The following is a 17,974-nucleotide window of genomic DNA, read 5'->3' as shown; positions in this document are numbered from 1 at the left end:
GTGTGGGCCAAGCCAAGTTAGCTGCGGTTAAACGGCAGGTCATCCAGCTGGCGCGGACTCATGCGCAGAATCTCCGGATGAGACAGCGGGTCATTGAATCTGTCGGCGGGCTTCCTATTGGATGCGACGGCTTATTCGCTTCTAACAGAATTCTCCTCCGCTGCGGTAAAAATGACATAACACCTCGATCTGGTGCTTTAGCGCTCTTTGCCCAAAGCTCAAATCGGTGCAAACCTGATGCCTGACTTCAAGCCATATTCTTATCTGTCCGACACGAACGTACCGGAGTTTTCCGCCGGAAAGACTTTTGCAGTCATGGATGCGCGATGCGGACTTTGCGCCAAGGGCGCGGTCTGGATCGCACACAATGACAAAGCATTCGAATTTCGGATCATTCCCTTGCAGTCCGACGTTGGTGCCGCCCTGATGCGGCACTATCGCATGAACCCATTCGACCCGGCTTCTTGGTTATATGTCGAAGACGGCAAGGCCCACACATCTTTGGATGCGGTGATTCAAATCGGCGCAAGACTCGGCGGAAGATGGAAAGGACTGCGGATTTTGAGAATTTTGCCGCACCCTGTTCAAGAGTTCCTGTATCGCACAATCGCGCGGAAACGGTACCGGCTGTTCGGCTCACGAGACATGTGCAGGCTCCCGGATCCGGAAGTTCAAAAGCGGCTTCTTAAAGAAAGCCCGTGACTCTTGGCCGGCATGGCGTTTCTCGCCAAAAACTTTGCCAACCGTATCCAGGCAATACGGAAATAAAAACTGCCACACCAGAAAAATTGTAGGATTTCGAATGAGCTTGAGATCCGGAACGTACGGCGCGAAAAACGTCATGTACTAAAACGAATAAGCTTGCGTACACCGATCGGTTCTGGGCGAGCTAAAGCAATTGAGCTAACCAGCACCTTCCAACCAGTCCAGTTTATCTCCGGTTAAACGGCAGGTCATCCAGCTGGCGCTGGCTCATGCGCAGGATCTCCGGATGAGACAGCGGGTCATTGAACCTGTTGGCGGGCTTCCTGCTGGACTGCCGCCTCCATGAAAATTTGAACCGTTCAAGCATTTTGTTTTCCTTCTTTTTCTTCATTTCTCCTATATGAATAAACGCCAAATCCCCGATTCAAAATCGACTATTTCTGATCGGAAATTTAGAATATCTAAATGAAAAATCTCAATCTCGTTCACCTCACCGGCCTCAGGGCGGTAGAGGCCGTTGGCCGGCTCGGGTCGGTCAAGGCCGCGGCAGCGGAACTTGGCGTGACCGTCGGCGCAGTCAGTCAGCAAGTCCAGAAAACAGAACAACAGCTCGGCGTTCAGCTGTTCGAGCGCCGTGCCCGGTCCCTTGTGCCGACCGAGCAAGGCCTTGCGATCCAGCCGCATCTGACACGTGGCATGGAAGCCCTTTCGACCGCCGTTTCCACCGCTGCAAGCCGCCGGGACAATGCATTGACTGTTTCCGTTGCGCCTGTCTTTGCAGGCAAGTGGCTGGTGTGGCATTTGAAAGCGTTCAACAAGGCCAATCCCGGAGTAAGGGTCCGGGTTGAGGCAACCATCGAACTGGTCGACCCGGACATGAACGATGTGGATCTGTGCATCCGTGTCGGACGCGGTCCTTATCCCGGGCTTTTTGCGCGCAAACTCCTGCCACACAGGGTATTCCCCGTGTGCAGCCCCCAGATTGCGGGTCAGCTGAAAACCCCCTCTGACCTCTTGAGCGTTCCGATCATCCGCGACCCGGGCGAGATGTTTTCCTGGAACACCTGGCTGGAACCGAATGGTCTCGACAAAAGCCGATTGCCCGACGGTCCGACATTTTCGGATGGCGCGCTGTGTCTGGACGCTGCAATTGCCGGGCAAGGCGTGTTTCTCGCCTGGGAAACCCTGGCAGGCCATGCCCTCAAAACCGGACAGGTAGTCGCTCCCTTTCCGGACCGCTACGAAACAGGTTTTTGCTATTGGTTGCTGTCGAGCAGCTATCGCAAGCCAACACCTGCCATGCGTGCCTTCAGCGAATGGCTGATAGCGGAGCTGGAAACCAGTTTGAGCGATCTTTAAGACCGCCGGCACGGATTGGACTGAACCGCACCAACCTCGTAAACACGATTTCGGACAGGAATGGGGTGCTGTTTCGGTCTTGCGAAACCGGCAAGGCCTTGTAATGTCATAAGACGATGGAACCAGCGCACCAAACAGCCGGAAAACACTCACCCGCCAGGAAAAGACATTCCGGCGTCGGAACTGCCTTTGATCGCAATTTTGGTCAAGGGCCAGCCTGCGGACGATTTATGCGCTGATTTGCGTGTCGAGGATTTTTGCCTGAAACCGGCTTTCCCGAAGACGCAAATCTGCAGGTCTTTGCCGTGGCATCACGCGGCAATTCTGCTAAAAGACCGAACGACTTTCAACTGACCGCGACGCAAGCCCGGCGCGGCACGACATTCTTGAGCTTCCATGTCTGATCTGAACACGCTTGAAACCGACCTGATAACGGCCATTGAAAAGGCTGAAACGGAAGCGGCACTTGAAGAAGTGCGCATTGCAGCCCTTGGCAAGAAGGGCAGCATCTCCGAGCAAATGAAAACCCTTGGCAAGATGAGCCCGGACGAGCGCAAGACCATGGGTCCGGCCCTGAACGGCCTCAAGGCCCGGGTAACAGATGCCGTCGCCGCCCGCAAAGCCGTTCTGGAAGAAGCCGCTCTCGAAGCGCGTCTCGCGAGCGAAAAAGTCGACATCACCCTGCCGCTCCGCGCCTCTCCGGCGGAAACCGGCCGCATTCACCCCGTCAGTCAGGTGATTGACGAGTTGACCGCCATTTTCGCCGACATGGGCTTTTCCATCGCCGAAGGTCCCGATATCGAGACGGACGACCTGAACTTCACCGCGTTGAACTTCCCGGAAGGCCATCCGGCGCGTGAAATGCACGACACATTCTTCTTCAACGAGAAAGACGACGGCAACCGCCTGCTTCTGCGCACCCACACCTCGCCGGTCCAGATCCGCACCATGCGTGATCAGGAGCCGCCGATCCGCGTGATCATTCCGGGCCGGACCTATCGTTGTGACAGCGACCAGACCCACACCCCCATGTTCCATCAGGTCGAAGGTCTTGTCATCGACAAGGAAAGCCATTTCGGTCACCTGAAATGGATCCTTGAAGAATTCTGCAAGGCGTTCTTCGAGGTCGACGACATCAAGATGCGGTTCCGCCCGTCCTTCTTCCCGTTCACCGAGCCCTCCATGGAGGTCGACATCCAGTGTGACCGGTCAGGCGGCGAAGTGAAGATCGGTCAGGGTTCGGACTGGCTGGAAATCCTGGGCTGCGGCATGGTGCATCCGAACGTGATCCGCAATTGCGGGCTTGATCCGGACGTCTACCAGGGCTTTGCATGGGGCATGGGCATCGACCGAATCGCCATGCTCAAATACGGCATGCCGGACCTGCGCGCCTTCTTCGACGCGGATGTGCGCTGGATCCAGCATTACGGTTTCCGCCCGCTGGACCTTCCGACCCTGTTCGGCGGCATCAGCAGCTAGCCCCGGCTTCTCACGACGAAAGCGACACTGACCATGACCCGCTTCCTGCGCATGATTTTCGTGCTGGCAATCGCCGCGATCACCAGCGGTCCGGCACTGGCCCAAAGCTCGGAGACCGGCAACCTGTCGAGCCGTGTTCCCGTGCCGACGTCCTTCCTGGAGGCCTGTGCCGACAAGATCGAGGAACGGGGACGGCTTCGCTTCTGCGGCGAGTATTTCGAGACCAAGCTCGGATCCCAGGCCGATGCGCTGCTGTACCTGAGAGACCGCATCACCACGCTGCGCGCCTCGCACGAGCAATCGGCGAGCGAAAAGTACTCTAGCTTTTTGTCGGCCATTTACATCGTTGCGTTCCTGACCATCGTCTCGATCATTCTGGTGGCCAGCGAACGCCGGATCGGGGGCACTGCAAAGTGGGCCAGCATCGCAAGTTCCGCTGCCCTTCTCGTGGTCATCGTCATTGTTGCCATGGGCTGGCTCGGTAAGTACCGCGCCGAATATGCCGCGCAAGTGGAACTCGGCATTCTGCGCGACCGGATGGAAGCCGAAGCCGCTCAGGCGATTGCAACGGGCCAGGAGATCACACCGGCCATGGTCACGGGCTGGACCGGAGAACTCGCCGGAATCGGCCGCCGCTTTGCGGAGAACTACACGGACGCTTCACCGTTTCCGGAACTGGACCGCTTTGACAGCGGCGGTTCGGGCAACTAGGCCGCCGCGCATTTTCACACTCGTTTCCGGCGCATCTGCGCCACTCAGACTTACGCAAAAAAGAGCACACCGATGAAATTCACCCTCTCCTGGCTCAAGGATCATCTTGAAACGGATGCGAGCCTCGACGAGATCGTCGAAAAGCTGACCATGATTGGCCTCGAAGTTGAAGAGGTCGGCGACCGCGCCGCACGGCTGGCGCCTTTCAAGATCGCCAGGGTTCTGAAAGCCGAACAACATCCCAACGCCGACCGGCTGCGGGTGCTCAAGGTCGATACCGGAGACGGCGAGCCACTGCAGATCGTTTGTGGCGCTCCCAATGCCCGAACCGGGCTGGTGGGCGTTCTCGGCCGTCCGGGCGATTATGTGCCCGGCCTCGACGTCACCCTGTCGGTCGGCAAGATCCGCGATGTCGAAAGCTTCGGCATGATGTGTTCGGAACGCGAGCTTGAACTCTCCGAAGAGCATGACGGCATCATCGATCTGCCGGACGACGCACCGGTCGGCGAAAGTTATGCCAAGTGGGCGGGCCTCGACGATCCGGTGATCGAAATCGGCCTGACCCCGAACCGTCCGGATTGCACCGGCGTTTACGGCATTGCCCGTGATCTGGCAGCTGCCGGTCTCGGCAAGCTGAAGGAGCGTTCGCGGGAACAGGTTCGCGGCAGTTATCCCTGCCCGGCCAATGTCAAACTTGCTTTCGGCGACACGAAACCGCTTTGCAAGGCTTTCGGGCTGCGTATGGTGAAGGGTCTCAAGAACGGCCCCTCGCCGAAATGGATGCAGCAACGGCTGATTGCCATCGGGCTGCGCCCGATCAACACACTTGTCGACATCACCAACTACCTCACCTTCGATCAGGGGCGTCCGCTGCACGTGTTCGACGCTGCCAAGGTCAAGGGAGATCTGGTCGTCCGGCGCGGTGCCGCAGGCGAAAGCATCGAGGGTCTCAACGGCAAGAGCTACGGCATTGATGACAGCATCTGTGTCATTTCCGACGGCCAGGGCGTTGAGAGCCTCGGGGGCATTCTCGGAGGCGAGCATTCGGGCTGCACCGAAGAGACCACCGACGTTCTGATCGAGTCCGCCCTTTGGGACGAGGACGGGATCGCAGCCACCGGCCGCAAGCTTGGCGTCAATACGGACGCGCGCTACCGGTTCGAGCGCGGCGTCGACCCGGACTACATGCTGCCGGGACTTGAGGCCGCAACCCGGATGGTTCTGGAGCTTTGCGGCGGCGAGCCCTCCGAAGTTGTCCAGGCTGGCGACATCCCGGACAGCTCCAACGTGATCGAATTCCCGTATGCGGAAGTGAAGCGGCTTTCCGGCATCGACGTGCCTGTTGCAGAAATGAACCTTGTCCTGCGCGCGCTCGGCTTTCTGGTGTCGGGATCCGGCGATGTGGTCAAGGTCGCAGCTCCGAGCTGGCGTCCGGACATCGGGGGCAAGGCAGATCTGGTTGAGGAAATTGTCCGCATCATTGGTCTTGACCGGGTCACGAGCACGCCTCTGCCGCGCCAGGGCAGTGTTGCGGCCAAGGTCCTGACACCTGGTCAGATCCGCCGCAACAAGGCGCGCAGAATGCTGGCCGGACGCGGTTTGAACGAAGCCGTGACCTGGTCCTTCATTCCCGAAACCCATGCGGAGATCTTCGGCGGTGGCGCGGCGGAGCTGAAGCTCGCCAACCCGATTTCGGCGGACATGTCCGACATGCGCCCGAGCCTGTTGCCCGGCCTGTTGACCGCAGCCCAACGCAATGCAGACCGGGGATATGGCGACGTCGCGTTGTTCGAAGTCGGCCAGATCTTCAGGGGCGACGCTCCAAAAGACCAGTCGATGGTTGCCAGCGGCGTACGGCGCGGCACCGCCGGGCTGGACGGGCCCGGCCGTCATTGGTCGGGTGCTGCACAGCCGGTCAGTGTGTTCGACGTCAAGGCAGACGCATTGGCAGCCCTCGGCGCGCTTGGCGCACCTGTCGAAAAACTTCAGGTCTATACGGATGCGCCGGACTACTTCCATCCGGGACGGTCGGGCGCGCTGAAACTTGGCCCGAAAAACACGCTGGCCGTTTTCGGTGAGCTGCACCCGCGCACCCTCAAGGCTCTTGATATCGAGGGACCGGTCGCCGCGTTCGAGGTTTTCCTCGACAACCTGCCGCAGCCCAAGGGCAAGGCAAACCGGTCCAAGGGTGCGCTCAATGCATCCGACCTGATGCCGGTACGCCGGGATTTTGCCTTCATCGTCGACAAGGATCTTCAGGCTGAAACACTGTTGAAGGCGGCCCGAGGTGCGGAGAAAAACCTGATTTCCGAGGTGACCCTCTTCGATACCTACGAAGGCCCGGGCGTCGAGGCCGGCAAAAAGTCCCTGGCAATCGATGTCGTCCTGCAACCGCGCCAAAAAACGCTGACCGACGAGGAAATCGACGCAATCGCCAAGAAAATCATCGCGTCGGTGCAAAAAGCGACCGGTGGCGATCTGCGCGCCTGACGAACACTCTCCGCCACCCTGTTTACGGCAGGGGGGCGGAGTTGTTTCAGATCAGTTGTTACGCGGGTTGATCCTCTCGACACAACGGCGGCCGACCGCACACTTCGGATTGTCCTTGGTAGGCGCAAACTGCGCCCGCGTTAAAGGTGTGTGACTGTAGCAATAACGCGCGTCTGCCACGAAGCGGCTGAATGTGTTCGGGCCGGTTGTCATCACCACCTGCCCCCGTTGTTTGACGAAGTCCTGCGCCGCAGCGCAAGTAAAGTTGCGTGTATCGGGCCGCGCCTGGGCGAAGGCACCACCGCTTCCAGCCAAAAACAATCCAAACAACGCCAAGCTCAAAACCAAACAGGCGCAAATTGGCTGCATTTTCAAACTTCGCTCCAGTTCACCTGTCTTCTTGATCATCCGCGCGCTCCCCTTCATCTAAGCAATGTGAACTGGCGTAGAACAACCTGAAGTCAAGGCGCTAGCAAGCTTGTCGTTTCAAAATAAAAATCCGGGATCAAGTTCTATTTTCCTGGACTGGTTCTTTCACTGGTACACCTCTTTCCAACATTACATTTCGCATTATCCTTTGTCGTGGCGAAATGCGGAATGGTAAAGTCTATGTTGCTATCGCAATACTCGGCATCCGCCACAAACCGGTCAAAGGTTTCCGGCCCAGTCATCATGACGACCTGCCCACGGCTCTTCACCATCTGCTGAGCCTGCGCGCACGTCATATCGGCGAGACTGGGAAGCTGCTCTTGCGCCGAAGCGTCTGGCGTCAAAGGGAAAAACACTGTTACCAAGAAAAGTTTGACAATGAACAAAGGCGCAAAAGAACCTTTTTTTTGACAATTCAACAATGACAAAGTCGTGGCACTCATCACAGCATCTCCCCACAATGCCTTTGACTACAACATGCAACGGCATGTCCACACGTCATGACGTTATCACTAAACAAGGAACCCGTTGCATTTTTGTGACCCCGGGCGAGCCGACGACTGCGCGCGTCGAAACATAAAGCAGGTCACCCAAATTAAAACGGCGGGCCATTTTAACCCGCCGCTATTGTTTTGACCCGAAACCTATTAGCCAAATAATGCCATAATGTTTTCCGGCGCTTCATTTGCAATCGAAAGCGATTGAATTCCGAGTTGCTGTTGCACCTGAAGCGCTTGCAATTTTGCCGAAGCTGCTTCCATATCAGCGTCCACGAATGCCCCTATCCCTGCGACAGACTGCGAATGCAGATCTTCAATGAAATTTGACTGGATATCCGTCCTATCCTCAATGGTACCGAGAATATCGCCCTTGGTTTGTTCGAAGCGCACAAGATCAAGGATCTCTGTCCGGTCAGTGATTCCGGTTGGTACTTCGAGGAAAGTTTTTGCTGCAATTGCTTCTTCGAGGGTGTCCACCCGTCCTGCAATGGACTGCTCAATCACGGATCGATCAATAGCAGTCGCCCGATCGGTTGAGATGGACAATTGCCCCAATTCTTCGTTATTTGCGGCCGCATCCATGAGGACCGGCGTGATGGCCGCAGTTGATACGATTGGCTCAGCCGTACTTCCAAATTCAAAACTCAAAGCACTGGTATATGCAACAGCTTCGGTAGCTGCCGCTGTCCCGGTAGCCGCAGCCGTATCAGCCACTTGCTCGACGGTTTCGGCTTCAATTGCAGCTTTGAGTTCTGATGCAACGGACGCCGCTTGTGTTTCGACGACAGCTTCGACAGACGCACTTTCCTGCAGCTCTTCGGCTTGCCCAGCCTTTTCTTCAATCTGAGGTCTTGCGGTTTCAGGCAGTTCAGCACGCTTTTCGGCCAGAACATCTTCTTGCTGGGCACGTTCTTCCAAAACCCGCTCGCGTTGGTCAATACGGCTGTCGATGGCCTTGCGCTCTTCCAAGACATCCCGTTTTGTCTGTTCCCGCAGATCCGCCTTCTTTTCCTGGCGAAGATCAGTGCGCGCCTCGCGCTCAACCTCGACCCTCGGTTCGTTTATGCGAATGACCTGCTCCAGAGCAGCCGCACGGGAGGCTTCCAGCTCAACGATCTTTTTATCTTCGTGGCGCTCCAACGGACGCTTGTCTGCTTCAAAACGATCCTTCAACTCTTCCAGTTTAGACTGAACCTTGTCTCGGCCGGCTTCCTCCTGAATTTTCTTTTCGTGAACCTTCTTTTTCCATGCAAAAGACTTGTGCTTCAGGATGTTACCTTTGAAAAATTTACGGGCCATGATCTCTGCTCCTCGTTTCACGCCTGTCGGCCATTTCCCTTGACCTGACCTAACGTTACTTTTGAGGGCAGTTTTAAAATGTAATTCACATCACAAAACTTCCCGTTAAATCGACTTTTTTGTTTAATACCAAAAAATCTAAATATTCGTATTTTTTACAAGCGAAAAAATAATTGCAGATCTGGACACAAGCCTAGAATCGGCGCACTTTTGTTTGAGATCTCCTTTCCCGTTGAAAAGGCTTGGAAATTATGCTGCGGACACGGCCCGAAGGTTTTCTGTCATGCTTGGGAAATCCCTATTTGGCGACCGAAACCGAGCGTGAAACCCGCCTCAGGGAGATCATACGCACGGCACCGCATTTGATAAAAATCCTGAAAAAAATACGGGATCTTGGTTTACCGGACGCATGGCTGGTGTCTGGAGGATTGTATCAAACCGTCTGGAATGCCCTGACCCGTCGCGACCTCATGAACGGCATAAAGGATTTCGATATCATCTATTTCGACGGCAAGGATCTAAGCTACGACGGCGAGGACAAGGTCATCCGCGCGGTGGCCGCCGCCTTGCCGGATCTTGCCAGTGTCTTGGAAGTCCGGAATCAGGCGAGAGTGCACCTCTGGTATGAAAACCGCTTCGGCACCCCCTACCGGCCGCTCACCTGCAGCATCGAGTCGCTCACCAACTATGCGGCAAAGACCCATGCAGTGGCGGTGCGGCTGACGGACGAGGACCGGCTGGAGATCCGGGCGCCGTTCGGCCTCGCCAATATTTTTGCGCTGCGGCTGGTACCGAACCTCATGAAGGACAACGCGCAAACTTACACCGAGAAGGCGGCCCGAATGATGCAGTACTGGCCCGAACTGACAGTAGAGCCATGGCCAGAGAAATTTTCCGGAACAGACTGACCACCGCAATTGGAAGCGCCGCACAACGCCTGTTCACCGGTTCACTCGCTGGATTTGAAACGCGTCAAGACGCCTGCTTCAAGGCACTTGGGACGTGCACGCGCGCCTCGATCAAACCGCGCACCGAATTGCCGACAAATACCGCATCGGCCTCCCGTAAATCCCCCGAAGTCAAATCCGCCTCATGGGCGAGATTATGCTCAAGCAGCCCCGCCCGGAAGGTTCCGGGCAACAATCCGTGCCGGACGGCAGGTGTCAGAAGCCGGCCGCGTTTCCGCACAAAGAGATTGGTGAAGCTGCCTTCGGTCAGGAAGCCGTCGGTATTCTCGAAGATGACCTCCTGACAGCCGTAGTGCAGGGCGATTTGCTTGCGAGTGTCATCATAAAACGCCCGGTTCGTCGTCTTGTGATACAAGAACCGGTTCGCCGGATCGACCCGTCTGTCCGCCAGCACGACACGCCACATTCCGGTTTCGGTCTGAACCGGCATCGGCGTTGCACTGATGCTCATGTCCCCGGTGGGCGCAAGGTCCAGCCTGACACGCGCCGCCACACGGAATTCCGCAGCGGCCTCCTGCAGAATACGATGCGCCTTTGCCGCCTCGAACGGATAGGCGAAATAACCGGCCGAAGCTTCCAGCCGTCTCAGATGCCGCTCCAGCAATGCATAGCCGTCACCCGGGAAATAAGCCAGTGTCTCGAAAAGGCCGAAACCGGGTGCCGGATCGCTCAGGAATTTCAGCTTGAGCGCGCATTCGTCATATTCGGGGTTCGCCCCGGAATCGAACACAACCCCGGAGCCGGTTCCGGCCTGACCGGCTCCGTCCCTCTTCAGATCAAGGGTGCGGATTGCAACATTGAACCGAAAATCACCAGTGGGCTCAATATGGCCGATGGACCCCGTGTAGACGCCGCGAGGCGATGTCTCCAACCGGTCGGCAATCAGCATGGCGCTGAGTTTCGGCGCTCCGGTGATCGACCCGCACGGAAACAGGCGTTCGATAATATCCGGAAAGGCGACTGCCGGAGCCAGACTGGCCTCAATCGTGGACGTCATCTGATGCAGTGACTTGTAGCGCTCGACCTCGCACAAGCGGGTGACCTTCACCGACCCGGGCTCGCAAATTCTCGACAGGTCATTGCGCATCAGGTCGACGATCATCGTGTTTTCGGCGCGCTGTTTCGGGTCTTCGGCCAGGGAAGCGGCAATCCCGCTATCCTCGTCCGGCGTGATCCCGCGCGGTGCGGTGCCCTTCATCGGGCGCGTACGCACCGTGTTTCCTTCCCGCTCCAGGAACAACTCCGGAGACAGGGACAGGATGTCACGGTCATCCAGTTTGACGAATGCGGCATGGGGCACCGGCTGCTTTTCGAGAAGGTCGGCAAACAGTCTTTCGGGGGGCCCGGCATGGCGCAGACGGGCGCGCATTGTCAGATTGACCTGATAGATGTCACCTTCGGCGAGATGTTGCTGAACCCTGGAAAAGGCGGTCTCATATTCCGTGCGCCCCATGTCGAAAACCGGCGTGCCCAGCCACCCGCCATCAGTTTCCGCCTGCCCGGACAAGGACTGCCGGACATCGGCCAGCGTCACATCCTCCGGGGCGTCAAAAACACCGAACCAAAGCAGACGTTCGCCATCCGGCTTCCAGCATGCCCGCAGCTTCTCCTCAAAGGCGTAGCCAAGTTCATAGGCGAGGAACCCGGCCACATGGCCGCCAGAGGCGCGGGCGCACTCGACAGCATTTAGCGCCGCGCCGACCCCGTCGAGGTGGCGGCACTCAATAATCCTCTTCGGCCGCCGAAACAGCTTGCCCCGGCGCGTGTGCAACGCATCCAGAAGAAGAACAGAACCTTCCGTTAACTCAAATGACGCCATGAGCGTGTGCCGCGATTTCCGCTTTGTCCGGACCAACAGGCCCATCTTGCCACAAGCATAGAACTTGCGGGATCGTTAGACGGCGGCAAATGGCATCCAACCGACACGCCGTCAACCCGGTTTACCCTCTCAACCGGAATTTACCTGGCTTAGCGGCACGATCAACCCTCGCGTTGCCCGGCGATGCGGCCTCGGCAGCTGATCCGCAGACCACGCTGTTCAGAGACCCGGCGGCGAAGCATCACACATGCAAGGGAAACGGTATGCCAATCCCCTTGGGTTTTCGAACGGCAGACGGCTGTTTCGCAGCCTGTTGCTGATGAAAGTCCTCAGCGAAATAAAACGGCTTGTCTGTAGTTACAACGGTTGTAATGGGCCGCGACACACCGGCATCCGAAAGTGCGGCCTGATACCTGCACAAGGAGCTTTGTGCACATGCCAGGTCGTCAGCCTCCACAATCAGGATCGAGCGAAATTGCGTGCCCTGGTCAGAGCCTTGGCGCATCCCTTGTGTCGGATCATGGTTTTCCCAAAACAACGCAAGCAAAGCTTCCAAATCCGTACTGGCCGGGTCATAGACCACCTGCACCACCTCGGCATGTCCGGTGCGGCCTGTGTGAACTTCATTGTGGGTCGGATTTTCCGTGTATCCGCCCGCATATCCTGCAGCAGTGACAAAAACACCGGGAACGGACCAAAACAGCTGCTCTGCCGAGCGGAAGCGGCCCATCCCGGCAAGCAATATTCTGGACCCCTCCGGATAAGGCGGCACCAGAGCCCTTCCCGATACTTCATGCGGCCCGCCGGGCAACCGTGGCACAGGGCGGCCCGGCAAGGCTGTGTGCCGCTCCGGGAGCGCAAATCTTTTCGAAAGCATGGTCATGAAAGACATGCCGCCCTCCGCACGATGTCCTCTTGCGCAGCGCGGACGGATCCGCCCCAGTCCTCAGGTCAATACCGGACCCCTTCGGCGTTGCCGCGCGCTTGTCACAAGAAACAGCAAACCGACGGGTCCCGCAACAGCCCACACGGGCAGGGTGAGCAGCGTCTGTATCACCGGATCCCAGAGAAACGGACTGACATGGCGCTGAACTGCCGCCTGGGCCAGATTGAGTGTTTCGGGGGAGAAATTGAACCAAGCCTGGCCAAGCGGCATGAAGACCAGTTCGGACCTGGCAATCGACCGGCTGCCATCTGCAACAAGTGCTACCACCGAGATTGCAACCAAAATCAGGCCAAACAACCGGAAAACAAACTTGATCAGAGCAATCATTCATCCATCCGTTGACGAGCATTGAGACGCGACCCGCCCCAACACAAGGCTGCCAGCGCCCGGTCTACATATACAGCGCGCACCTTCCAGCTCAATATCGGTTAATTTGCACAGTATCGTGAGCCGATCTTGAACAAACCGGTCACTTCCCGGGGCGGCGGAGCGCCGCTTTTCGGGCACTCTTCCACAGGCAATCTGAAGGTCTGCAATTTCTTTTTTCAAGGTGGTTGCGCTCACGAAAGTCATGAGTATATTGCGCAACTCTCAAGCGGGGTTACCGCTTCAGACGGACAGGTGGCCGAGTGGCTGAAGGCGCACGCCTGGAACGCGTGTATACGGGCAACCGTATCGAGGGTTCGAATCCCTCTCTGTCCGCCATTTTTCCGTGAACAAATTTATTGAGCGACTGAAGCCGTCACCTGCTGCCATTTCCGCACGCAGGCTCAACACCCCTTCCTCGCCCCTTTTTGATAACCGCTGCCAGAATGCGAGCAGAGACCCCTCTTTGGCACATGGAAGGCATCAATATTCTATTTTAAATAGAATAGTAAAAACACTTACAAGACAAACAGAAAAATACGGACATCCACGTATTAATTTTCGTTCACTTTCCAGTAATGCACCTGTAATGTTTAAGGGTAATCACGTATTATAAGTATTAATACTTATAATACCTCGGTTATTACTTTAAACTATGCAATCCCTGATGGGTACGTGAAGGAGAGTTGAAAATGTTACTGACGGATAGAGACAGCATCTTCAAATATACATTCCTTTTTCTTGCAGCCCTGGTTTTCTGCTATATCGTGAAACTCGCAGTCAATGACTCCAGATACGTGCTCCTGTCGCTGGTCCTGTTCTTGCCCACGCTGGTCCCCATAGCGTTCGGGATGGGCAGAAAGTCCGGCAGGTTGATCCAGCTCATAGCAATCCAGGGCACTTTCCTGCTGGTGCTTGGAACCTACATCGCGTTTCCGGATGTCATGGCGCGCATCATCGATGTTGACCTGGCGATCAAGGTTGCGCTGTTCGCCTATATCTTTGCCCAGGCCTGCGGGTTCGCGCTGTTCTCCTACAAAAACAAGCGATACCTCAACATCTTCAACTCATTGATGGCGATGGCGATTTTCTTCGGCTATATCTATCAAAGCGCGCCGGATCACCTGCAATTCGAACCACATGAGCCGATCAAGCCCTTGGGGCACAACGAACCGCCTATCATCATTGCCGCCTATTGCTTCTGGTTTGTAAGCGTAATCGCAAACAGCAGCCGGTGCCCGAAGCTCGTGGAGATCTATGTCCACAGCGCCTCGGTCATCTTTGCAATATTCAGCGGCAGCTTCCTGTTCTACCGGATCCTGACCGCATGGTCCCTATTCGTACTCGACATGATATTCAACTACACGGGTGTGAAGTTCTGGGGTGAACGGGCACTCAGAATGTCCAACCGGTTTGCCACCAACAGATGGCCGAAACTCCGGGCCGGTTGCGAATGCTTCTCTTTCGTCTCCCTCGCAACCCTGGTTGGATACGTGATCACCGGACGGGCAAAACTGTCAGAAGACCTCATTCTGACAGCCGAACTCGCCGCCGGTCTCCGCTAGGCAGGACTGGCGGAAAAACCTGACACCGGCAGGACGCGGACCGGAACAAAAAGGGGAGCGCAAACGCTTGCGCTCCGCTTTTCTGCATATTTACAGAAAAAATCATCCGGCGATGGACTTCCCTAGTATTGATACATAACAATTTATCGCGATAATTAAGTATATAACCTTATCAGTCGATAAGTATTAAGCACTAGTGACGTATATGTAGTGACACTAACAATATTAAAATTAATTAACCGCGCAGTAATTTTACGTTAACATTTAATGTACAGAGAAATTACGACTTCTTACTTATATATCTTTGATATCCACCTAATAAGAGATGAAATCAAAGATATAAATTAAGGGGAAACAGACCATTCTGCGCACTGATAGAGACAGTATATTCAAATATGCTGCGATTTTCTTCGCCACGTTAATTTTTTGCTTTGTCATCATGTCAACTGTTGACGAGTCAAAATACTTTTTACTTTTATAAGTTGTATTACTTCCTATATTAACTTTAACTGCGTTTGGACTCGGGAGAAAATCAGACCGCCTTGTTCAGTTAATATTAATTGAAGGATCGTTTTTGCTGGCAATCGCCATACTTGTTGCGTTTCCGGGACTTATTTCCGGCATCGTGAATGTGAACAGTGTGGCAAAGATCGCGCTATACAGCTTTCTCGCCTTTCAAGCATCCGGTTTCATCCTGTTTTCGCTCCGGAACAAGCGATATCTCAACGTCCTGAATACGTTGATGGTTGTAGGTGTGCTCGGCGGGTATGTGTATCAAAGCGGTGAAACGCAGCTCCTGTTTGCTCCACATGAACCAATCCAGCCACTCGGCCACAACGAGCCCCCGATTGTCATTGCAGCCTACTGTTTCTGGTTTGTAGGTGTTGCGTCCAACAGTTTGCGCTGTCCCAAACTGGTCGAAATGTATGTGCAAGCCGCCTCTGTGATTTTCGCGGTCTTTAGCGGCAGTTTCCTATTCTACCGCATCCTGACGGCGTGGTCGCTTTTTGTCCTCGACCTGATCTTCAACTATACCGGATTGAAGTTTTGGGGAGACAAGGCCCTGCGGATGTCAAACAAGTTTGCAGAAACAAAATGGCCAAAGGTGCGGGCCGGCTGCGAGTGCTTTTCATTCGTCACTCTTGCCACTCTTGTCGGTTATCTGGTTACCGGCCAGGCCCCCTTGACGGAAGACATGATGCTGACCGCGGAACTCGCGTTCCTCGCACAATGAAATGCAGCGCATCTCTCTGACAGGCGCATTGCCCGGCTAACGGGCAATGCGCGTTCTTGAATTCCAAAGCTTGCTCCCGCGTTACCTCCAGGCTGGCATTGAATGCCCCGCCTCCGGGCCGCTGCCAGCGCGTGAAACCGGTTCCGGTAACGCAAAATCCTTTTATGCATTCCCCAGGGTGAACTTCCCGGCTAGAGTTTCCTGAACGAAGTGGCAAGGGAGACGGACCCTCATGCAGGACGACAAGGCAAGTGAAGACAAAAAGCCCCTCGCGAATGATGACCAGCAGCCTGATGGTGTGACCCGCCGAGGCATCCTGAAAGGTGGCACAACAGCGGCATTGTCAATTGGTACGCTCAGCGCCCCGGCTTTCGCTCAGGCCCAGTCACAATCCTCGGACAAGTCACAACCCCATCCGGCAAGCCGGCAGTCATCCCACGACCGGCCCTACAACATGATCCTGATCATCTCGGATGAAGAAGCCTATCGTCTTAGAAAGGCAACGGACTACAGCCTTCCCGCTCGCGAAGAGCTGATGGCACGCGGGACCACGTTTCATAATCACTATATCGCGTCAGCCATGTGCACACCGTCCCGCGGCGTGATGTTTTCCGGGCAAGCTCCGCAAAACAACGGTGTCTATGACCAGATGGAGCTGGGCTATGTGCCGAGCCTGCCCGCTGACAAGCCCAGCATGGGCACGATCTTCAAGTCCCTTGGATACGAAACCGCCTATTTTGGAAAATTCGAACTGCGCAAGGACATCATCCATCCGAAGACCGATATCAACTACCTCGATGCCCTGAAAGACTACGGGTTTGATACATTCGCCCCTGACGGTGACAAGGTCGGCGGCCCTGACCAGGCCTACGATACGGACATGTATACCGAAGGCGCCTCTTCGCGCTGGCTACGCACGAATGCGCAAGAGCTGAACAAGCAAGGCAAGCCGTGGTTGCTGGTGGTCAGCTTCGTGTCCCCGCATGATATCATGTATGCCGATACCAATGGGCCGGGGCAAAGCATTCAGAAGTCTGAAGTCGGCATGCGCCTGACGCCACCGCCCGACAATACCCATTATCAGACCCTTTGGGATTTCCCCGAATCGCCAACCCATTTTGAACCCATCGACGCACCAGGCCGGCCGAAGGCGCAGGAGGCCTACCGGAAAGGCTGGTCCGCGTTTCTGGGAACCATTCCGGTCGGCGAACGGCAGATGTGGTATACATACTACAATTACTACCTCAACCTCATTCGCGACAACGACCGCAATCTGAAACAGATCATCGACACGGTATCCTCACTCGAAATGTGGGACTCAACCGTTGTCATCCGGACCGCAGACCATGGTGAACTTGGCGGATCCCATGGCGGGTTGCGCGGAAAAGGACCGCTCCCTTACGAGGAAGAAACCCATGTTCCGGCAGTTATCGTGCATCCGGAACGTCCGGGTGGACGGAATTGCAAGGCACTGACCAGTCATATGGATCTGATCCCGACAATGGTCGGCCTGACGAATGCAGACCAGAAAAAACAGGCCAATGTACTGCGCGGATTGCCCGGGCGGGACTTCAGCGGGTTGCTCAATGCCCCGGACGCGGCCCCGGTCAACGCGATCCGCGAAGGGGTCCTGTTCAACTATGTCGGTTTGCAGACCGTCGACTGGCACTACATGAAATATGCTTGCGGCTATGTCGCCAGGCAGAACTGGGTGCCCCCGTTCACGGAGCACAAGCCCGACATATCGCTCCGCGGCTTTGTCAGTTTCGTTTTTGATGGACGATACAAGTTCGCCCGCTATTACGCTCCGGACAACTTCAACACCCCGACGACGGTCGATGACTTGCTCGCCAACAACGATATCGAGTTGTTTGATCTTGCAAGCAACCCGGAGGAAACGATCAACCTTGGCATGGAGGTCGATGCCAACAAGGATCTGATCGTTCGGTTGAATGAGCTGATGAACGAGCTGATTACCCGGGAAGTCGGTAACAATGACGGCAGTTTCCTGCCAAAGGCCCTGTTCACCTAGAGCAGGGTTCCCGTGGGCAATTGCCCGGTTTCGATTCGCAAAACCGGATCGAGGTGTTGTTGCGATACCGAG

The 17,974-nt window shown here is 55.9% G+C and carries 16 protein-coding genes and 1 tRNA gene; 11 read left to right on the top strand and 6 right to left on the bottom strand.

The features are described from left to right. Positions 1-237: 237 nt before the first annotated feature. The 5 genes from E1297_RS29000 to pheT all read left to right on the top strand — a co-directional run bounded on the left by E1297_RS29000 (position 238) and on the right by pheT (position 6,744). Positions 238-702: a thiol-disulfide oxidoreductase DCC family protein gene (locus E1297_RS29000; protein WP_155144389.1), complete on the top strand. Its 465-nt coding sequence runs from the start codon at positions 238-240 to the stop codon at positions 700-702. A 468-nt stretch (positions 703-1,170) separates the two neighbouring features. After that, complete coding sequence (locus tag E1297_RS28995; protein ID WP_155144388.1) at positions 1,171-2,064, top strand: LysR substrate-binding domain-containing protein; 894 nt, start codon at positions 1,171-1,173, stop codon at positions 2,062-2,064. A 396-nt stretch (positions 2,065-2,460) separates the two neighbouring features. Next, entirely contained in the window at positions 2,461-3,543 is a 1,083-nt protein-coding gene (gene pheS / locus E1297_RS28990) for a phenylalanine--tRNA ligase subunit alpha (RefSeq protein ID WP_155144385.1), read from the top strand. 33 nt (positions 3,544-3,576) lie between these two features. After that, positions 3,577-4,254 carry a phenylalanyl-tRNA synthetase subunit alpha gene (locus E1297_RS28985; protein ID WP_155144383.1) on the top strand — a complete coding sequence of 226 codons (678 nt, stop codon included), beginning with the start codon at positions 3,577-3,579 and terminating at the stop codon, positions 4,252-4,254. 72 nt (positions 4,255-4,326) lie between these two features. Further along, entirely contained in the window at positions 4,327-6,744 is a 2,418-nt protein-coding gene (pheT, locus tag E1297_RS28980) for a phenylalanine--tRNA ligase subunit beta (RefSeq protein WP_155144381.1), read from the top strand. Positions 6,745-6,795: 51 nt separating this feature from the next. Here the strand turns inward: pheT and E1297_RS28975 are convergent, their stop codons facing one another. From E1297_RS28975 to E1297_RS50975, 3 genes are all read right to left on the bottom strand, one after another. After that, positions 6,796-7,152, bottom strand: coding sequence for a hypothetical protein (locus E1297_RS28975; RefSeq protein ID WP_244327924.1), 357 nt, complete (start codon positions 7,150-7,152; stop codon positions 6,796-6,798). Positions 7,153-7,256: 104 nt separating this feature from the next. Then, positions 7,257-7,616: a hypothetical protein gene (locus E1297_RS28970; protein WP_155144379.1), complete on the bottom strand. Its 360-nt coding sequence runs from the start codon at positions 7,614-7,616 to the stop codon at positions 7,257-7,259. 204 nt (positions 7,617-7,820) lie between these two features. Continuing rightward, on the bottom strand, positions 7,821-8,591 hold the full coding sequence (locus E1297_RS50975; RefSeq protein WP_305793818.1) for a flagellin: 771 nt from the start codon (positions 8,589-8,591) through the stop codon (positions 7,821-7,823). Between E1297_RS50975 and E1297_RS49255 the strand changes: the two genes are divergently transcribed. Beyond that, positions 8,571-9,020 carry a hypothetical protein gene (locus tag E1297_RS49255; RefSeq protein ID WP_196223432.1) on the top strand — a complete coding sequence of 150 codons (450 nt, stop codon included), beginning with the start codon at positions 8,571-8,573 and terminating at the stop codon, positions 9,018-9,020. The genes E1297_RS50975 and E1297_RS49255 overlap by 21 nt on opposite strands. A 254-nt stretch (positions 9,021-9,274) precedes the next feature. Then, complete coding sequence (locus E1297_RS28960; RefSeq protein WP_244327923.1) at positions 9,275-9,880, top strand: nucleotidyltransferase family protein; 606 nt, start codon at positions 9,275-9,277, stop codon at positions 9,878-9,880. Positions 9,881-9,944: 64 nt separating this feature from the next. Here the strand turns inward: E1297_RS28960 and pabB are convergent, their stop codons facing one another. The 3 genes from pabB to E1297_RS28945 all read right to left on the bottom strand — a co-directional run bounded on the left by pabB (position 9,945) and on the right by E1297_RS28945 (position 13,032). Next, positions 9,945-11,759, bottom strand: a complete 1,815-nt coding sequence (pabB, locus tag E1297_RS28955; protein WP_155144377.1) for an aminodeoxychorismate synthase component I — start codon at positions 11,757-11,759, stop codon at positions 9,945-9,947. A gap of 241 nt (positions 11,760-12,000) precedes the next feature. Next, positions 12,001-12,651, bottom strand: a complete 651-nt coding sequence (gene msrA, locus E1297_RS28950) for a peptide-methionine (S)-S-oxide reductase MsrA (protein ID WP_155144375.1) — start codon at positions 12,649-12,651, stop codon at positions 12,001-12,003. Positions 12,652-12,705: 54 nt separating this feature from the next. Continuing rightward, a complete protein-coding gene (locus E1297_RS28945) occupies positions 12,706-13,032 on the bottom strand; it encodes a hypothetical protein (RefSeq protein WP_155144373.1) in 327 nt (108 codons plus the stop codon). A 288-nt stretch (positions 13,033-13,320) separates the two neighbouring features. Between E1297_RS28945 and E1297_RS28940 the strand changes: the two genes are divergently transcribed. The 4 genes from E1297_RS28940 (at position 13,321) to E1297_RS28925 (ending at position 17,902) form a co-directional block, all read left to right on the top strand. Next, positions 13,321-13,410: transfer RNA gene (locus E1297_RS28940), tRNA-Ser, on the top strand. Positions 13,411-13,763: 353 nt separating this feature from the next. Further along, positions 13,764-14,636 (top strand): hypothetical protein, encoded by an 873-nt coding sequence (locus tag E1297_RS28935; protein WP_155144371.1) that lies wholly within the window; start codon positions 13,764-13,766, stop codon positions 14,634-14,636. Positions 14,637-15,210: 574 nt separating this feature from the next. After that, positions 15,211-15,870, top strand: a complete 660-nt coding sequence (locus tag E1297_RS28930; protein WP_155144370.1) for a hypothetical protein — start codon at positions 15,211-15,213, stop codon at positions 15,868-15,870. 232 nt (positions 15,871-16,102) lie between these two features. Further along, positions 16,103-17,902 carry a sulfatase-like hydrolase/transferase gene (locus E1297_RS28925; protein ID WP_155144368.1) on the top strand — a complete coding sequence of 600 codons (1,800 nt, stop codon included), beginning with the start codon at positions 16,103-16,105 and terminating at the stop codon, positions 17,900-17,902. Positions 17,903-17,974: the final 72 nt, after the last annotated feature.

The organism is Roseibium sp. RKSG952, from assembly GCF_009711355.1.
The sequence above is the reverse complement of the archived record's forward strand: the minus strand, read 5'-3'. Positions and strand labels throughout refer to the sequence as shown.

Bases quoted from the DNA above. Each gene is read 5' to 3' on its own strand.
- E1297_RS29000 (WP_155144389.1), top strand. From the start codon at position 238: ATGCCTGACTTCAAGCCATATTCTTATCTGTCCGACACGAACGTACCG.
- E1297_RS28995 (WP_155144388.1), top strand. From the start codon at position 1,171: ATGAAAAATCTCAATCTCGTTCACCTCACCGGCCTCAGGGCGGTAGAG.
- pheS (WP_155144385.1), top strand. From the start codon at position 2,461: ATGTCTGATCTGAACACGCTTGAAACCGACCTGATAACGGCCATTGAA.
- E1297_RS28985 (WP_155144383.1), top strand. From the start codon at position 3,577: ATGACCCGCTTCCTGCGCATGATTTTCGTGCTGGCAATCGCCGCGATC.
- pheT (WP_155144381.1), top strand. From the start codon at position 4,327: ATGAAATTCACCCTCTCCTGGCTCAAGGATCATCTTGAAACGGATGCG.
- E1297_RS28975 (WP_244327924.1), bottom strand. From the start codon at position 7,152: ATGATCAAGAAGACAGGTGAACTGGAGCGAAGTTTGAAAATGCAGCCA.
- E1297_RS28970 (WP_155144379.1), bottom strand. From the start codon at position 7,616: ATGAGTGCCACGACTTTGTCATTGTTGAATTGTCAAAAAAAAGGTTCT.
- pabB (WP_155144377.1), bottom strand. From the start codon at position 11,759: ATGGCGTCATTTGAGTTAACGGAAGGTTCTGTTCTTCTTCTGGATGCG.
- msrA (WP_155144375.1), bottom strand. From the start codon at position 12,651: ATGTCTTTCATGACCATGCTTTCGAAAAGATTTGCGCTCCCGGAGCGG.
- E1297_RS28945 (WP_155144373.1), bottom strand. From the start codon at position 13,032: ATGATTGCTCTGATCAAGTTTGTTTTCCGGTTGTTTGGCCTGATTTTG.
- E1297_RS28935 (WP_155144371.1), top strand. From the start codon at position 13,764: ATGTTACTGACGGATAGAGACAGCATCTTCAAATATACATTCCTTTTT.
- E1297_RS28925 (WP_155144368.1), top strand. From the start codon at position 16,103: ATGCAGGACGACAAGGCAAGTGAAGACAAAAAGCCCCTCGCGAATGAT.